The sequence below is a fragment of the Pedobacter sp. PLR genome (assembly GCF_026239675.1).
Classification (GTDB): domain Bacteria; phylum Bacteroidota; class Bacteroidia; order Sphingobacteriales; family Sphingobacteriaceae; genus Pedobacter.
Genome location: NZ_JAPIVQ010000002.1, coordinates 730,635 through 746,120, shown reverse-complemented (window position 1 = coordinate 746,120; position 15,486 = coordinate 730,635). Strand labels below are relative to the sequence as shown.

Sequence of the window (15,486 nt, the reverse complement as noted above, 5' to 3'; positions counted from 1 at the left end):
GTGGTCCTGATCCATTAAAAAGTAACTTTAACACCGGCACTGATTACCCTTGCCTGTGGGTAATATTGTGAGCTGGAATTTGTCGATTCCGGATCCCAGATTTTAATCTTATCCAGGGTAGCCAGGTTCAATCCGCTCAGGTAAAACCTGAATGCAGTTAATCCCAGTTTTTTACTGATATTATCCGATAAAGAGTAGCCCAATTCTACGTTTTTCAAGCGCACATAATTATTGCTGCGAATCCAGTAGGTATTGTTGGAGGCATTGTTTGTATCGGTATAATAAGTCTTACCACGGTTAGATAAACGCGGATTTTCCGAACTTGGATTGTCTATGGTCCAGCGGTTTTTATAAGACCATTCCAGGAAATTCCCGATATCTCCGGACTCGGTTAAGCCCACAATCTGAACGCCACCGGTAGCTCCTTGTATCAATACAGAAAGATCGAAGTTTTTATACTGCAGGTTTAAATTTACACCACCGGTAAAGGTTGGGGTACTGGTTTTATCCAACCTCACCTTATCGTCGGCATTGATTAGTCCATCACCATTGATATCTTCGAATTTCATATCCCCGGGTACTAATACCGGCGTAATGCCGCTATAGTCGATCTGATTGGCATTAATTTCGGCCTGATCTCTAAACACACCAGCGAAATTATAGGCCAGTTGTGTTCCTGTTGGACGTCCGGTAGAACGTTGCCATTCCGGAGCACCCGGAGTTTCATCCCAATACACGATTTTGTTTTTCGCATATCCTCCGTTTACACTCACACCATATCCAAATTCACCGACCTGGTCATTATAGCTCAACTTAAACTCAAAACCTCTGTTGTCTACTTTCCCCAGGTTTACTGGTGGCAATTTCTCAGAGATTCCTGAACTTTCAGGCACAGAGTTGCTTCTGTTGATCAGAATTTTGGTTCTTTTATTATAGAAATAATCAAATTCAAAGGCCAGTTTATTGTCCAGGAAGGAAGCATCTAAACCGACATTCAGGTTGTTTGCTACTTCCCAGGTAAAGTCAGGATTTGGCACACTTGCTTCATATAGTGTTGGAGTCAGTTTGTCGTTGATCACATAATTTGAAAAACCAACCGTGCTCAGGTATTGGTACTCGGCCAATGCTGATCCGATATAGGCTTCTGCACCCATTTGTCCCCATGAACCTCTAAATTTCAGGTTGTTTACGAAACTCACATTATCTTTGAAGAAAGGCTCTTCAGACATACGCCAGCCCACAGATACGCCAGGAAAGAATCCAAAACGTTTGTTTGGCGGGAAGATGTAAGAACCATCCACTCTCCAAAGAAATTCTGCAAGGTATTTTTCTTTATAGTTATAGCCAACACGTCCGAAATAGCTTAAACGTGCTCTTTTGAACAGGTTATTAGGTGCATCAGCTGGGTTACCAACAGTCTGTTCCTGATCTCCACCAGCCAATAGTTCTTCTAATGCGGTAGAAAGAAAATATCTCCTTGAAGCATTAAAACCATCATTATCTACCTTTTCACTAGTCACACCAGCCATTAAGCCCAACGTATGTTCGCCGAATTTCTTGTCATAATTTAACATGGAAGTTAAATTGATTGCGAGTTGTCCACCGGCAGTTTCGGATAAGCTTGCATCTTTACGTTCCGAACTTACTGTACCTACTAACAAAGGTGTTACCCCGTCTGCTTCGAAGGAACGTTTATCCCATGAATAAAGCGTCCATGGTGTTTGCCATCTTTTTGCGCGACCGGCAAATTTATCAATAGATGCCATTCCTGTGAATTTTAAACCTTCTACACCAGGGATTCGGATCTCTACCTTACCGGTACTCTGAAAATAATCCCTTTTATCTTTTAAGTATCCGGTTTGATCTGTTGTGGTCACATAAGGGTTATAACCGAACTCAATTGCTGGTCCTGGTAGTCCATTTGGCCAAACTTCCATCTCTGTAGGTTTTCCACGCATGATCATTCTAAAGATATCTCCGGCACCTACCGTAGGGAAATTTCTTACTTCTTCCCTTGCTGTAATACCCAATGTGGTGGTGATATACTTATTCAGCTTGGCTTCGAGGTTCACCCTCATGTCGTATTGTTTGTAGCCGGTAGCGGATTTTTTATAGTAACCATCCTGATCCAGGTAGCCCATAGAAACCAGGAATTTGATATTTTCAGCACCTCCGGTTAATTGCACATTGTGTCTTTGTTGTGGCGACCAGTTTTTAAGGGTGGTACCAAACCAATCTGTATTTGGGTAGCGCAAGGGATCAGATCCATCACGAAAGGCCTGCATTTCTTCCGGGCGATAAGCCGCGGTAAGGGTGCTATTGTTATCTGTTCTCTTGTATTCTCCGGTGTTTTTTATGGCCTGCCATGCAGCATCCCATTGATTAACCGGTAAATCAGAACCAAAGATCTTCAGCTCATTTAAAATTTCTGCATATTGAACGGAATTGGCCATTTTTGGCGTCCGTGTAGGTTGTTGCAAACCATAAGAATAGTCGTATGAAAACTGTGGTTTTCCGGTTTTCCCTTGTTTGGTGGTCACAAGGATTACACCATTTGCTGCTCTGGAACCATAAATAGCGGCAGAAGCATCTTTCAAAACGGAAACACTTTCAATATCATTAGGGTTTAGACGCTCTAATCCTCCTGCCCTGTTTGGCACCCCATCAATTACAATCAATGCTTCATTATTTCCTAAGGAGTTGATCCCACGAATACGGATGGCAGAACCATCATATCCCGGCTCACCGCTGGATTGAGTAGCTGTTACACCCGGCATACGTCCTGCTAAGGAATTGGAAAGATTTGCTGTAGGCGATTTTGCCAGTTCAGAACCTTTCACCGAAGCAATTGCACCAGATACGACTGCTTTCTTTTGCGTACCATAACCTACAACCACAATTTCAGAAAGGTCTTCTGCTTTTTCAGACATCGTCACATTGATAACTGGCCTGTTATTTACCGGAATTTCCTGCGTTACATAACCCATATAGCTAAAAACAAGCGTTCCGTTATCCGGAACCTTAACGCTATACCTTCCGTTTGCATCCGTAGTGGTACCGATAGTTCCGCCTTTGAGTTTGATACTCACCCCCGGAACACCTCCACCTTTTCCATCAGAAACCGTTCCTTTAACGACTACTTCTGCCATTTCCGAATTTTGTGTACGGATCACGACCAATTGATTTTCCAGTGTTTGAAATTTCAATCCAGTGCCCTCTAAAAAGATTTTCAGCGCATCCATCACGAGGATATCGCTTTGAATCAACGTAACATTCTTATTAAAAGGCAGGTCGGCTTCGCTGTATAACAGTCTGAAATTCCCTTTCTTTTGGAGGATGCTCAAGGCATCCTTTAATTTCACTTTTTTCAGGTCGAGATCGACCTTAGTATATTGTGAATAAGTAGACGCCGAAACTTGCAAACACAAGACGAACGACAAAACAAAGCTCCAGTTTAACATCAATAGAATTTTTTTTCGGGAAAATCCGGCACATAGAACTTTATTGCACAGTTCTTTTTTTTTCATAGATTTGTCAATTTCAAAGTTAAAAATCTGATAATGGTAGTTTTAACTACCGCTTGAAGGTTGGGAAAGGGGGAAAATGTTGGCGCATTTACTCCCTTTTTTTTGTTAGTAAATAATTACGTCATCTGCTTTTAGTTTAAAGTGAAATGGTTTGATTAATTGCATGGCGGTTAAAGCCTCTTTAATATTTTCATTTTTCAGTACTCCGGTAAAGCGGTAACCTTTAGGAATGGTTGCTCCGAGTTCAATATGTATATTAAACCAGCGTTCTAACCTTGGTTTTAAGTCTTCCAGTGATTCATTCTGAAACACCAGCATATTGTCTTTCCAGGAAGTTTCTTCTATATATTCTGATCCGGCAATGCGAACAGGTACGATGTGCTCAATGATAAGGTCAGGTAGAATGTTTTTCTGCTGATTTACTTTTTTGTTGAGGTTATTTTTCTGCTGAGTGGCCGTTGCAAATTTTTCTGAAGGTTTCAGGACAATCTTTTGCGCAGGCTGGTTGTTCATAGACAATTCTATAGAGCCTCTCAACAGCGTCGCTTCCGTTCCTTTTTCTTTAGCGTAGGCTTTTACATTGAATGCCGTCCCCAATACTTTTACCGACAGCTCCTTCGTGCGCACAACAAATGGTCTGTTACGGCGGTGTGATACATCGAAAAACGCTTCCCCAACCAGATAAACCAGTCTTTGTTTTTCTTCATCAAGGTGGCTATCATAAGAAAGGCTGCTTTCTGCATTGAGCCATACCAGTGTACCATCAGGAAGTAAAATCTTTTTACGTGTCCCTTTACCACTGAATACCTGGGTATCAAATTCCTTTGCATTATTTTTCAGGAAAAAGAAGGAAGCCATGGCGATGATAAAAATTCCACAGGCAACACCAAGAAGGTTATAATTGGTTTTAAACCAGGAGTTGAGCTTTTTTTGTATTGGGATATGTTGATCTATCGGGCTTTGTGTAACATCAAATCCGGCTTCCGGGGTTTTAAATCCAAGTTCTTTCCTGAATTTCAGCTCATGTGACTGATAAAAAGCATCGAGCTCTTCCTCGTTCATACCCGGCATATCCTCGCGTTGAGCCCAGATTTCGGAGACAACTTCGTCAAAATACTGCGCATCGGGAAAGGAAGTCATGAGTTCTTTTAACTCTTCCAATTCACGCGGCGTAGCCTCATTGGCCTGTTTCCGGGCCAACAGTTCTATGATTCTGTTATTATCCATAAGGATGGTTCGTTCTGAAGTTTATATTGGTTGTAGGTATAGGACAATATTTTTCAGAAAACTCCCTAGTCGATTTGCAAAAAAAATAAAATAAATTAAAGGAGGTAGGTTTCCATCTGTAAAACTACGGCCAGCTTTTTTAGGGCGGTCACCAAATGGGCGTCGACAGTTTTCACGGAAATATTTAAAAGTGTGGCTGTTTCTTTATAGCTGAGGCCATCTTCTTTGATCAGCTTAAACACCATTTTACATTTATCAGGCAGGGATTGGGTGGCCTGTTCCAATCTTTTCTTTAGCTCTCCGTTGATCAGCAACTGTTCCGGATTTAAAGAATCCAGTGCCACTTCAATATCAATATCATCAATAGAAACCACTTCATGTCTGGAATGCTTGTTCAATACGTTCAATGAGAGGTTGCGTGCAATCACCAGTGCATAAACCTTCACATTCTCGACTTCCAATAAGTTCTTCCTGTTTTTCCAAAGGGTAATCATGACATCACTAGCCACCTCTTCCGACAATTCCTTAGATTTCAACAAACAATAACTGAAACGGTACAACACAGGAAATAAGTACTTGAAAAACTGTTTATAAGCGTTTTCACTATCATACAGCGCAATGTGACTAATCAGGTTATTTAAGTCGGATGAATGTTTAGACATTGTGGTTTGGTTTGATTAATTCAAATGTAACATTTTTACGATACCATCCAAATCTTTCTATCTTTACATAAAATAGAACTTTCTGAGTTTAAAACTGTTACTAGTCCTAATCTATAGTGTTATTTGTACATTAACAAGAAAATTATTAAATGTATAAACAAGCCATTTTATTCTATAAAACCAGCTGGCCGGGATTAATATTAATGCTCCTTTTCTGCTTTTGCTTATTTTTTGGCTTCTTCAAAGCCGCCGTCCCCGGTCTCTTTTATGAAAAAGAAACCGGAGTAATTGATACCGCAAAAATTGGTATGGGTTATTATCAAAACAACCATACGGTTTCATTAAGGTTGCGCGAAAAAGAGACCCTGCTGGAACAAGATTACCCGATGTGGTGGTATGCGCCACACCCAACCGCAAATGACTTGAAATCAGGAACATTAATCACTGTTTACAAGAAAAAAGGATCAGATCGTTTTTATGGAATCAGTACTCCGGAAAAGACGATTCAGCCTGCCTGGTTTGATATTTTAACACGCTATTTCAGTACCCGTCTTACTTTATTCTTCATGATCAGTAGTCTGATTCTGATCGCGGTATACCATTACCGGGAACTGATTAAAAACACCTATTTATGGTTTCCTTATGCGACCGGAATTTTGGTACTCCTGACTTTCTGGGGTTATCTGAATGCAATCATCTTCCTGATTGTAGCTGCCATCGTTTTAAAATATATTCTGAAAAAAAGAAAAGACAGCATGATCAGCAGTCCTCCTGCTATAGACAATAGTTCAGCAGAACCTGGTTAGGGTAAAAAAACTCCAGGCCACCTGGTAAAAAAACTACGCAATATCCAGCAAAAAATTACGCGATAACGAACAAGAAAAGCAAGACAAGTAATTGATTTGGAAGTATTTTGCAATTAATGTAATTTTGTATCCTGCTAGGGGATAATCAAAACCAGCAATACTTACATGAGGACGAGGAAAGAGAAAATACCTGTATTAATACAGGTGATGTATGGCACTGTAATCGCCCTGAGCTTTTTCCGGCTGGCACTAGGGATCCCCGTCGACCTGAGACTGGTCAATTCCTATCCTGAATTAGTCCATTTTTTCACAAATCCATCTTTTTTCAGATTGCTCTTCCTACTCCTGACCTTGTTGCTGATCTTACAGGAATGGGTCATGCAAGAACAGTTAAAGCAGTCGAAATCACCAAACCCATGGCAGTATTTCCCTCAACTTCTGGCTTTATTTTGTGTTTCACAGTTATTTGTCGCTTTAGAAACACTAAATCTAAAGTACTGGTACGCTGCTGCACTTGGTTATACCCTCTTCAATGTCCTTTACTTTTACCTGACTAACCGGGAGAAAAACCGCGCCATCAATGCGGTTCACTATGTCAGGTATCTGCTACAAATTTTCCTGCTGGAAATATTCTTCTTTATCATTCCAAATGATTTCATCTGGACATTTTACCTCATTGCTTTATTGCTCAGTGCTTATCTGCTAATATTCTTCTCCTGGCTGAGTAAGGTTCTTATTTTGTACTTCCAATTGCAGGAAAATCCGGCAAGACAGGAGACAGCAGCATTAAGTGAACTGGTTCAAAATCAATACCCCGAATAAACCAATCACAGCGACCAATGTTTCCATGACCGACCATGAGCGGATCGTATCTTTAATGCTCAGGTTAAAATATTCCTTAAACATCCAGAATCCCGGGTCATTCACATGAGAAAACATGAGGCTACCTGCGCCAATGGAAAGCACCATTAATTCAGGATTTACATTAGAATTGATCATCAGCGGGGCAATAATCCCTGCTGCCGTTAAGCCTGCTACAGTAGCTGAGCCCAGACAAACGCGGATCACCGCAGCAATCAACCAGCCCAAAAACAAGGGTTCTATAGACAAGCCAGCCAATACGTTTCCAATTTCCTCACTCATTCCACTATCCGACAGAATTTGTTTTAAGGCCCCTGAACCCGCTATAATCAGCAGAATCATGGCAATATCTTTAACCGCATCACCGTAAATCGCCATCACCTGTTTCATCCTTTTACCCATATTAATTCCCAAAGTAAAAGTGGTTACACAAAGGGTAAGCAACATCACGATCGAAGGTTCTGCTAAAAATCCGGCAAAGCTCGTCAGGCCGGGCGAATCTTTAAACAGCAAGACACATACCGTAGTTACGGCCATTACAATGACAGGTAATAACGCTGAAATGAAACTGTTCCAGGCCCCGGGAAGCTGATCTTCCGGCAAGTCTTCAGATTGAAAAGTTTTTAAAGGGATGGCTACGATATCTTTTAAGGTCCTGGCGTATAATGGTCCCGCAATTACTATTGCAGGGATAGCCAGTACAATTCCGTAAAGCATCGTCATGCCCATATTGGCATGAAACTGCAACACCAATGCTGCCGGAGATGGATGCGGTGGTAAAAAACCATGTGTTACCGACAAAGCGGCCAGCATCGGTAATCCCAGGTAAACCGCAGGCAGTTTATACTTGTACACCACCGAAAAGATCAGGGGTACCATCAGCACAAAACCTACATTATAGAACAAGGGAATTCCGATGATAAAACCAGTGGTCATCAGTCCCCACTGGATGTATTTAGGCCCAAAAACCTTCATCATAACCGAGGCTATTTTTTGTGCTGCCCCACTTGCGGCAACCAACTTACCCAACATTGCGCCAAATACGATCACCATCACCAGTGAACCCAGAATGTCTCCGACCCCTTTTTGCAAAGATTTAGTAATCCCTGACAGGGGTATCCCCAATAATAATCCTGCCAGAATTGACACTAATAGAAAAGCAATGAAAGCGTTCACTTTGCCCCAGGTAGTTAGCAAAACAAGTAACAAAATACAGCCTATAACGATAAATATGGTCATGAATAAACGGATTTTAATTGATTATAATTTCATCTGCCATCAGCCAGGCCTTCTCTCCTTCTCCATATTCTCCTTTCGGAATTATTTCTACATGCTCTCCTACTACCTTCACATACCGAACCTGTTGCATTGGAAATCTGGCCCTTACTTTATTGACCCCATTAATATCGAATTTTTCCTGACTATAAATTTCTTTAAAAGTCAGACCATCCGTTGATACCATGAAGCGTATTCGTTTTGGCGCCCACATCCGCTGCCAATGGTAATTGAGAATATTGATACCAATGGCAGATACCGCTGTTGTTTTTCCCAAATCCACTACTGCATCCAGATCCTTCGCACTAAAGCCCAGCCATTGACTGTCATTGAACCGGTGATGTCCTTCCAGCCCATTCAAGAGCAGGCTTGCCGGAAAATTGTATTTCCCGCTGGCGGAATTCGCGAGTTTTATTTCTTTTTGCAGCCCTTGGTGATGTTGGAATTTCTGATTAAACACCCTGCCTGTAGGCTGGTTTCCAACAAATAGCTGTGCATTTAATTCCATGGACCGGTCCAATTCTGAGGAGATCGGTTGCTGGTAAAGTTTACTCCCGGCTTCCGGTAGACTACCATCAGTGGTGTACCTGATCACTGCATTTGGCAAAGTGCTTTTTAGAGACAGTGATACAGGCTTTCCATTTTCATTTTTCCAATCTGCGGTCAGCTCATCAAAATAAGGATAGTAATTAACGCTTTTCTTTTTGAGCAGGGCTTCCTGATGACGTAATTTCTCTAGAAACCAGGGGTAATTTTTTCTACCTCTTTCCGACCATGCGATTTCCGACACCGCCAATGCACGCGGAAAAACCATGTATTCCAGGTGCTTTTCATCACTCATGTATTCTGTCCAGACCCCTGCCTGAATCCCTTTAATATATCCAGCTTCCTCCACAGTCAGCCCATCAGGAACGGGCTCATACCCATACACCTTTGATAAAGGGGTATAATTACCTGCTGCTACAGGCTCGTTTTTATTTAAACTCTGGTAGTAGTCCAGGTAAAGCAGATTTTCCGGAGTCATGATTACCTCGTAACCGGCTTTTGCCGCAGCGATACCATTTTGTTCTCCTCTCCAGTTCATAATGGTGGTGTTTTTAGAAACCCCACCTTCCAATACTTCATCCCAGCCAATGGTTTTTTTATGTTTACCGGCCAGGTAGCGTTCTATGCGTTTCATAAAATACCCCTGGAGCTCATGCTCATCTTTAAGGCCTTCGGTTTTAATGCGCTGCTGGCATTTCGGACAATGTTCCCATTTCAATTTAGGGCATTCATCGCCACCAATGTGGATATAAGCATAAGGAAACAGGCTGATCACTTCATCCAGCACATCTTCCATAAACTGGTAAACCTGCTCATTACCGGCACAAAAAACATCATCAAATACCCCCCAAAACTGCGCCGTCTGGTAAGGTCCGCCAGTACATCCCAGCTCCGGATAAGCAGTCAGGGCGGCAAGTGCATGCCCCGGCATTTCGATCTCCGGCAATACGTTTACATATCTGGAAGTCGCATAGGCGACCACTTCTTTAATCTGCTCCTGTGTATAATATCCGCCATATTTCTTGCCATCAAAAGTATGTGGCGTTTCTTTTTTATGGCCGATAATTGTTCCTGACCGCCAGGCTGCCACAGATTGTAACTTAGGATATTTCTTTATTTCTATCCGCCATCCCTGGTCTTCCGTGAGGTGCCAGTGAAAAACATTGAATTTATAAAGAGAGAGGAGGTCGATAAATTTTTTCAGGAAATCAATTGAATATAGATGTCTGCCCACATCGAGGTGCATACCTCTATAGTTAAAACGTGGATAATCCCTGATTATTCCCTGAGGCAGGGACAAAACATTGCTTTCGGAGCGGGATAATAACTGGATCAGCGATTGTATTCCATAAAACACACCGGCAGGATCATGACCTGTAATGGAAATCTTATCTTTCTGAATAGAAAGCTCGTAGCCGCTTTTCATTTTTACTTTTACCGAATCCACCGCCAACATCAACTGCTGACCGGTAGTCCGCCCTTTCCCCGGACTGATTGCCAAAGTCTTTTCAGGCAAGGGACTTAAGGGGAGCAGGTAACCGGTATAAGAGCGGATTGCCTCATTGAGCAAGGCTGCATTGGCAGCCAAAGATTCGGGGTAGTAAATAGTGGTTTCCGGATGGATAACCATTTTCAGTCCGGTACTTTTGGCATAAACCGGCTCCGGAATCACCTGAAAAAGGGAATCCTGGGCATATATAGCCGTACCTGAAAAAAGTAACACCAACATCAGGCTCAGCTTAAAGCATAACTTTAAATATCGACCCTTGTTATTTCGTTTGTTTCCGAAAATCATACCTGTACATTTGGTTTGCATATTTTTTGCAACAAAACACGCGTTTCAAACATAAGAATTAAATAATTAACTTTCTGCTCCTCAATTAATTTATTAACAAGAAGTCCTTCTGTTTGCAAATCCATCATGTAAACTCTATATTAGGCTAATTAATAGGTATAAAAATGAGAAGAATACTGTTACAATTGCCATTACTCTTATTGGCTTTCCTGACTACTGCACAAGTTCAAAAAGACGTAGTAAATGCGAAAAACATTGCAATTAATTGGCAGATAATAGAAAATAATCATGCTGGTGCAGGGCAATTCCTGTCGGTACTGAACATTCAAAACACCAGCCCGATTCCTTTAGCGAATAAAAACTGGAAGTTATATTTCAATTTTGCGAGAAGGATTATCGCGAAAACAGTAAGCGGAGAAGTTGACCTCGTGCATGTGAATGGTGATTTGTATTATTTCCACCCGACGGCTAAATTCGTTCCTATTAGTAACGGGGCTTCCGTAAACATTGAATTTGCTTCCAGCGACTGGGCGGTAAACTACACGGATGCTCCTGAAGGTTTTTACCTGATCTATGACAATAATCCAAAAAAACCGATTCCTATAACTAATGTGAAGGCCATACCTTCTACTAGTCCGGCGCAATTTGCCAGAAATAAACAGGATCGTGTTCCTGCTATCACTCCTCAACTCATCTATGAAGAGAACAAAAACATCGTTAATCTTCCGGAAAAAGAACTTCAAAAAGTCTTCCCAACTCCGGTTGCTTATGAGAAAAAATCAGGTGCGTTTATCCTCGATGGGGCCGTAAAAATAACAGCAGATCCTTTGTTTGCCGTTGAAAGCATCTTTTTAAAAGAAAAGTTAGCGCTATTACTGACTCCGAAGAAAACCCTTCCCGCCGGAAAGTCTATCCTGTTAAAGCTGGATAAATCATTGGCAAAAGAAGGTTATGCCATGGAGATCAACCAAAATAACCTGACCATCAACGCTGCTGATCCTACGGGTATATTTTATGGCATACAGTCTTTATTTAGCATGTTACCTCCGCAAAAAAGAGGGATTAAAGTCGCCAGTATCCATATGCAGAACGCAGCAATTGAGGATCATCCCCGTTTCCCATTCAGAGGATTAATGATCGATGTGGCCAGAAACTTCCAGACTAAAGAAGAAATCATCAAACTGCTGGACCTAATGGGCATGTATAAGCTCAATGTTTTACACTTCCATTTAAATGATGATGAGGGTTGGAGACTGGAAATTCAGGGCTTACCTGAGCTTACAGAACTGGGTTCAAAAAGAGGACACCCGCTGGATAGTAACGCCAACCACCTGATTCCGTCATTTGGTTCAGGCCCTTTTGTGAACAATCCGCATGGTACCGGTCATTATAGTACCGCTGATTTCATCGCAATTTTAAAACATGCCAATGCCCGCCACATCAGGGTAATCCCTGAAATTGAAGCACCTGGACATGCCAGAGCAGCGATCCGTTCTATGGAAGCGCGTTACCATAGACTAATGAAAGCTGGTGAACCGAAAGCCGCAACCGAATATCTTTTACAGGACCTGAATGACCGTTCTACGTATCGTTCGGTCCAAAACTGGAACGATAATGTAATTGATCCGGCACTTCCTTCCGCCTATAATTTCATGGAAAAAGTAAGTGACGAGATCATTGCCATGTATAAAGCCGCTAATGCACCTTTACAAACCATACATTTTGGCGGCGATGAGGTTCCTGATGGCGCCTGGGAAGGTTCTCCAACCAGCTTAGCTTTTGTAAAAGCTCATCCGGAATTAAAAGACGTAAACGGCTTATGGGCGTATTTTTACAACCGGCTATACGAGATGCTGAAGCAAAGGAATTTGTATTTATCCGGCTGGGAAGAAGTGGGCATGCAGCCTGTAGTGACCGCTGGCAAGAAATCTTATGTCATCAATCCCGGACTTGCGGATAAAAACATCCACCTGAATGTATGGAATAACATCATCGGATGGGGTGCAGAAGATCTGGCTTACCGCCTGGCTAATGTTGGTTATAAGGTGATTTTGGGTGGCGTTAGTAATTTCTATTTTGATATGGCCTACCAAAAGTCTTTTGACGAACCTGGTTATTACTGGGGCGAATATGCTGATATTGACAAGGCTTTCAACTTTATTCCTTTCAATTCTTTCCTGAATTCCAATAAAGACAAATTCGGCAATACCTTAAAAGAAGGATTTTACGACTCCAAAGAGCGTTTAACTGCTAAAGGGAAGGCGAACATCGTTGGTTTACAAGGCTTATTATGGAGTGAAACCATTAAAGGGGCTAAAGACCTGGAGTATATGATTATGCCTAAACTGCTGGGATTGGCAGAAAGAGCCTGGGCTACCGACCCTGAATGGGCAAATGAGCCAGATTCTATCAAAAGAAAACAGTTGTATAACCGCGCCTGGTCGGAATTTGTAAATGTAGTAGGCAAGAGAGAATTACCGAGAATTGACGCCGCATTTGAAACGTTGAATTACAGGCTCCCTCCTGCTGGCGCAGTGGTTAAAGATGGCCTGGTGCACCTGAATATACAGTTTCCAGGGTTAACAGTTCGTTATACCATAGATCAGACTGAACCTACAAAAGACAGTCCGGTTTATACCAAACCTGTTCCGGCGAAAGGATTGATCAGGTTCCGTACATTCGACAGTAAAGGAAGGGGCGGAAAAAGCAGTTCTATCCTCCCTGACGAGAACTGGACAAGGAGCCCTAAGCAATTGCCATAAGCACAAAATTGTTTATTTTTTTATAATTAAGACGTATTATTGTAATTATACCATCAGTAATGACTACCGACCAACAACCAGCACCATTAACAAAAGCGCAGCGCAAGCAGCTCATTGTTAAAGAAATTAACATCCATACCCGCGCCACATTTGAACACCTGGCATTGATCGTCAATGTCTCTGAAGATACCATCAGAAGAGACATTAATGAGCTGGAAAAAGAAAATCTGGTGATCAAGGTAAAAGGTGGGGCAATGGCCAGTGCTTATCACCATACTTCTGAGCAAAAAGCCTATTCGCAAGACGATAAGATCACCATTGCACAGAAACTGTTGCCATTACTGAAAAAAGATATGTTGCTCTTACTGGGTGGCGGTACCACGATCAGAGAATTCATTAAACTGATTCCGGGAAACCTGAGGATCACAATTGTGACTGCCAGTGTGCTATCTGCGGTAGAATTGCTGGATAAGCCCAATGTCAGGACGATTATGCTTGGCGGGCAGATTTCTACCTATAGCCAGATGTGCTTTAGCGGAGACGTGTTCAATCAGCTATCGCATCTTAAAACTGACCTTTGCATCCTGGGCACCAATGCACTGGATATTGAGGGTGGCTTTTCCGATTCGGACTGGGATACGGTTCAGGTAAAGAAAGCCATGCTGGCTTCTTCTGATAAGGTAGCCATTGTATCTATCTCCGAGAAACTGAATTCTACGATGAAAATCAAAATTGCCAACTTATCAGAAGTGGATTATATTGTGACGGAGCTTCCGCCGGATGCCCCATTGCTGGACCCTTATAAAAGGTCTAATCCTAACCTGACTTTTCTATAGTTAAATAGAGATCTTTTTATCTCTGGCCCTGATTCTCCAGCTTTTTTCAATCTGATGATCATTTACCACCTGTGCTTCTTCGTATAAGGCACAGGAAGGACATACATGGTAAGGGAGACCGTAAATCCGGTCTCCGACCTTATATTCTTTTGGTCCGATATGTTTCAAAGTGAGGTGCTCCTCGGAATGCCCGATTGGCGTCAGGTCTTCGTTCCATGGGAAAACTACCCGTTTCTCTATAGGATTTTCTGAAGAAACCGATTTATAGCCCAGATCTACACATAAAATTCCAGGCGCAGGGAGAGAAATCACACTACATACCAATACTGCTGCATGTTTAAAGTTCAATTCAGGTATTAATCTGGTATAGTTCTCATCCCAAAACACAAAGGTTCCAGGACTACATTCCAGTCTTTCTATCCCCGAATAATAAGAAAAGGTATTGGAACCACCGGCCACAATCTTTAGATCTGCAAATCCTTTTTTGAATAGCTCATCTGCATCGGCAAGCACTTTATCCATCGCTGGTTTTGCCCGCGCTGCACGGACAGCCGGATCAGGATCATGAATATGGCCGTCATAAATATGCAAGCCCATAAATTTTAAGCCATGGATCTCGTTTAATGCGGTCACAAACGCTACCACATTTTCTGTTATCGGGAAACCGGTTCTGTTCATTCCGGTATTAAGATCCAGATACACGGATATTTCCTGACCAGGCTCTACTTCTATTTCCGTCCCTGCAGCATTTCCCTTCCCTTGTGCCACCGCAGCAATTTCTCTTGCGGTTTCCAGATTGTCTACCAGACAAGAAAACTTACAGTCGGGGAAAGCGGCAATCAGAGCCATCATCCTATGGATCTTAAATCCTACCGGCTGATAAGCGATCATCACATCTGTCATGCCATTTAAAGCAGCCAATTCTGCTTCTGCAATCGTGGCACACTTAATTTTATGAATGCCATAGCCGGAGAAAAGCTGTAGCACCTCTCCCATCTTATGGGTCTTGATGTGTGGTCGGAACCTGGATATATCTCCGGAAAGCAATGCTATTGCCATTTCAATATTCTGTTTAACGCGGTCCTCATACACCACAAATAAGGGGGTATCATATTGATCCAGATTAGAGATTTCCTGCCAGTTTTCCATATTTTAATTATTGATAGCTGTTTTACCTATTGATTTTAGT

The 15,486-nt window shown here is 42.1% G+C and carries 10 protein-coding genes; 4 read left to right on the top strand and 6 right to left on the bottom strand.

Annotated features, from left to right (window positions below; all coding sequences use genetic code 11):
• Window positions 1–14: 14 nt before the first annotated feature.
• The 3 genes from OQX61_RS06870 to OQX61_RS06860 form a co-directional block, all read right to left on the bottom strand.
• The gene (locus tag OQX61_RS06870) at window positions 15–3,527 is read right to left on the bottom strand and encodes a TonB-dependent receptor (RefSeq protein ID WP_265840901.1); all 3,513 of its coding nucleotides are present in this window, start codon (window positions 3,525–3,527) and stop codon (window positions 15–17) included.
• A 105-nt stretch (window positions 3,528–3,632) separates the two neighbouring features.
• Window positions 3,633–4,754: a FecR domain-containing protein gene (locus tag OQX61_RS06865; RefSeq protein ID WP_265840900.1), complete on the bottom strand. Its 1,122-nt coding sequence runs from the start codon at window positions 4,752–4,754 to the stop codon at window positions 3,633–3,635.
• 95 nt (window positions 4,755–4,849) lie between these two features.
• Window positions 4,850–5,416, bottom strand: coding sequence for an RNA polymerase sigma-70 factor (locus tag OQX61_RS06860; protein WP_265840899.1), 567 nt, complete (start codon window positions 5,414–5,416; stop codon window positions 4,850–4,852).
• 149 nt (window positions 5,417–5,565) lie between these two features.
• On the opposite strand from OQX61_RS06860, the gene OQX61_RS06855 reads away from it, so the two are divergent.
• Together OQX61_RS06855 and OQX61_RS06850 are read left to right on the top strand one after the other, a co-directional pair.
• Window positions 5,566–6,222, top strand: coding sequence for a hypothetical protein (locus OQX61_RS06855; RefSeq protein WP_265840898.1), 657 nt, complete (start codon window positions 5,566–5,568; stop codon window positions 6,220–6,222).
• Between the two features lie 165 nt (window positions 6,223–6,387).
• Entirely contained in the window at window positions 6,388–7,044 is a 657-nt protein-coding gene (locus tag OQX61_RS06850; protein ID WP_265840897.1) for a hypothetical protein, read from the top strand.
• Here the strand turns inward: OQX61_RS06850 and OQX61_RS06845 are convergent.
• Window positions 7,009–8,322 carry a gluconate:H+ symporter gene (locus OQX61_RS06845; protein WP_265840896.1) on the bottom strand — a complete coding sequence of 438 codons (1,314 nt, stop codon included), beginning with the start codon at window positions 8,320–8,322 and terminating at the stop codon, window positions 7,009–7,011. The two genes, OQX61_RS06850 and OQX61_RS06845, sit on opposite strands and share 36 nt — an antisense overlap.
• A 13-nt stretch (window positions 8,323–8,335) precedes the next feature.
• A complete protein-coding gene (locus OQX61_RS06840) occupies window positions 8,336–10,633 on the bottom strand; it encodes a family 20 glycosylhydrolase (RefSeq protein WP_265840895.1) in 2,298 nt (765 codons plus the stop codon).
• 230 nt (window positions 10,634–10,863) lie between these two features.
• On the opposite strand from OQX61_RS06840, the gene OQX61_RS06835 reads away from it, so the two are divergent.
• Together OQX61_RS06835 and OQX61_RS06830 are read left to right on the top strand one after the other, a co-directional pair.
• Window positions 10,864–13,461: a family 20 glycosylhydrolase gene (locus tag OQX61_RS06835; RefSeq protein ID WP_265840894.1), complete on the top strand. Its 2,598-nt coding sequence runs from the start codon at window positions 10,864–10,866 to the stop codon at window positions 13,459–13,461.
• A 59-nt stretch (window positions 13,462–13,520) separates the two neighbouring features.
• Entirely contained in the window at window positions 13,521–14,297 is a 777-nt protein-coding gene (locus tag OQX61_RS06830; protein WP_265840893.1) for a DeoR/GlpR family DNA-binding transcription regulator, read from the top strand.
• On the opposite strand, the gene OQX61_RS06825 is transcribed toward OQX61_RS06830, so the two are convergent.
• Window positions 14,298–15,446 (bottom strand): D-TA family PLP-dependent enzyme, encoded by a 1,149-nt coding sequence (locus OQX61_RS06825; protein ID WP_265840892.1) that lies wholly within the window; start codon window positions 15,444–15,446, stop codon window positions 14,298–14,300.
• Window positions 15,447–15,486 lie beyond the last annotated feature (40 nt).

What these genes read in the sequence shown, in the direction of transcription:
- OQX61_RS06870 (WP_265840901.1), bottom strand. Translation starts at nt 3,527, where the DNA reads ATGAAAAAAAAAGAACTGTGCAATAAAGTTCTATGTGCCGGATTTTCC.
- OQX61_RS06865 (WP_265840900.1), bottom strand. Translation starts at nt 4,754, where the DNA reads ATGGATAATAACAGAATCATAGAACTGTTGGCCCGGAAACAGGCCAAT.
- OQX61_RS06860 (WP_265840899.1), bottom strand. Translation starts at nt 5,416, where the DNA reads ATGTCTAAACATTCATCCGACTTAAATAACCTGATTAGTCACATTGCG.
- OQX61_RS06855 (WP_265840898.1), top strand. Translation starts at nt 5,566, where the DNA reads ATGTATAAACAAGCCATTTTATTCTATAAAACCAGCTGGCCGGGATTA.
- OQX61_RS06850 (WP_265840897.1), top strand. Translation starts at nt 6,388, where the DNA reads ATGAGGACGAGGAAAGAGAAAATACCTGTATTAATACAGGTGATGTAT.
- OQX61_RS06845 (WP_265840896.1), bottom strand. Translation starts at nt 8,322, where the DNA reads ATGACCATATTTATCGTTATAGGCTGTATTTTGTTACTTGTTTTGCTA.
- OQX61_RS06840 (WP_265840895.1), bottom strand. Translation starts at nt 10,633, where the DNA reads ATGTTGGTGTTACTTTTTTCAGGTACGGCTATATATGCCCAGGATTCC.
- OQX61_RS06835 (WP_265840894.1), top strand. Translation starts at nt 10,864, where the DNA reads ATGAGAAGAATACTGTTACAATTGCCATTACTCTTATTGGCTTTCCTG.
- OQX61_RS06830 (WP_265840893.1), top strand. Translation starts at nt 13,521, where the DNA reads ATGACTACCGACCAACAACCAGCACCATTAACAAAAGCGCAGCGCAAG.
- OQX61_RS06825 (WP_265840892.1), bottom strand. Translation starts at nt 15,446, where the DNA reads ATGGAAAACTGGCAGGAAATCTCTAATCTGGATCAATATGATACCCCC.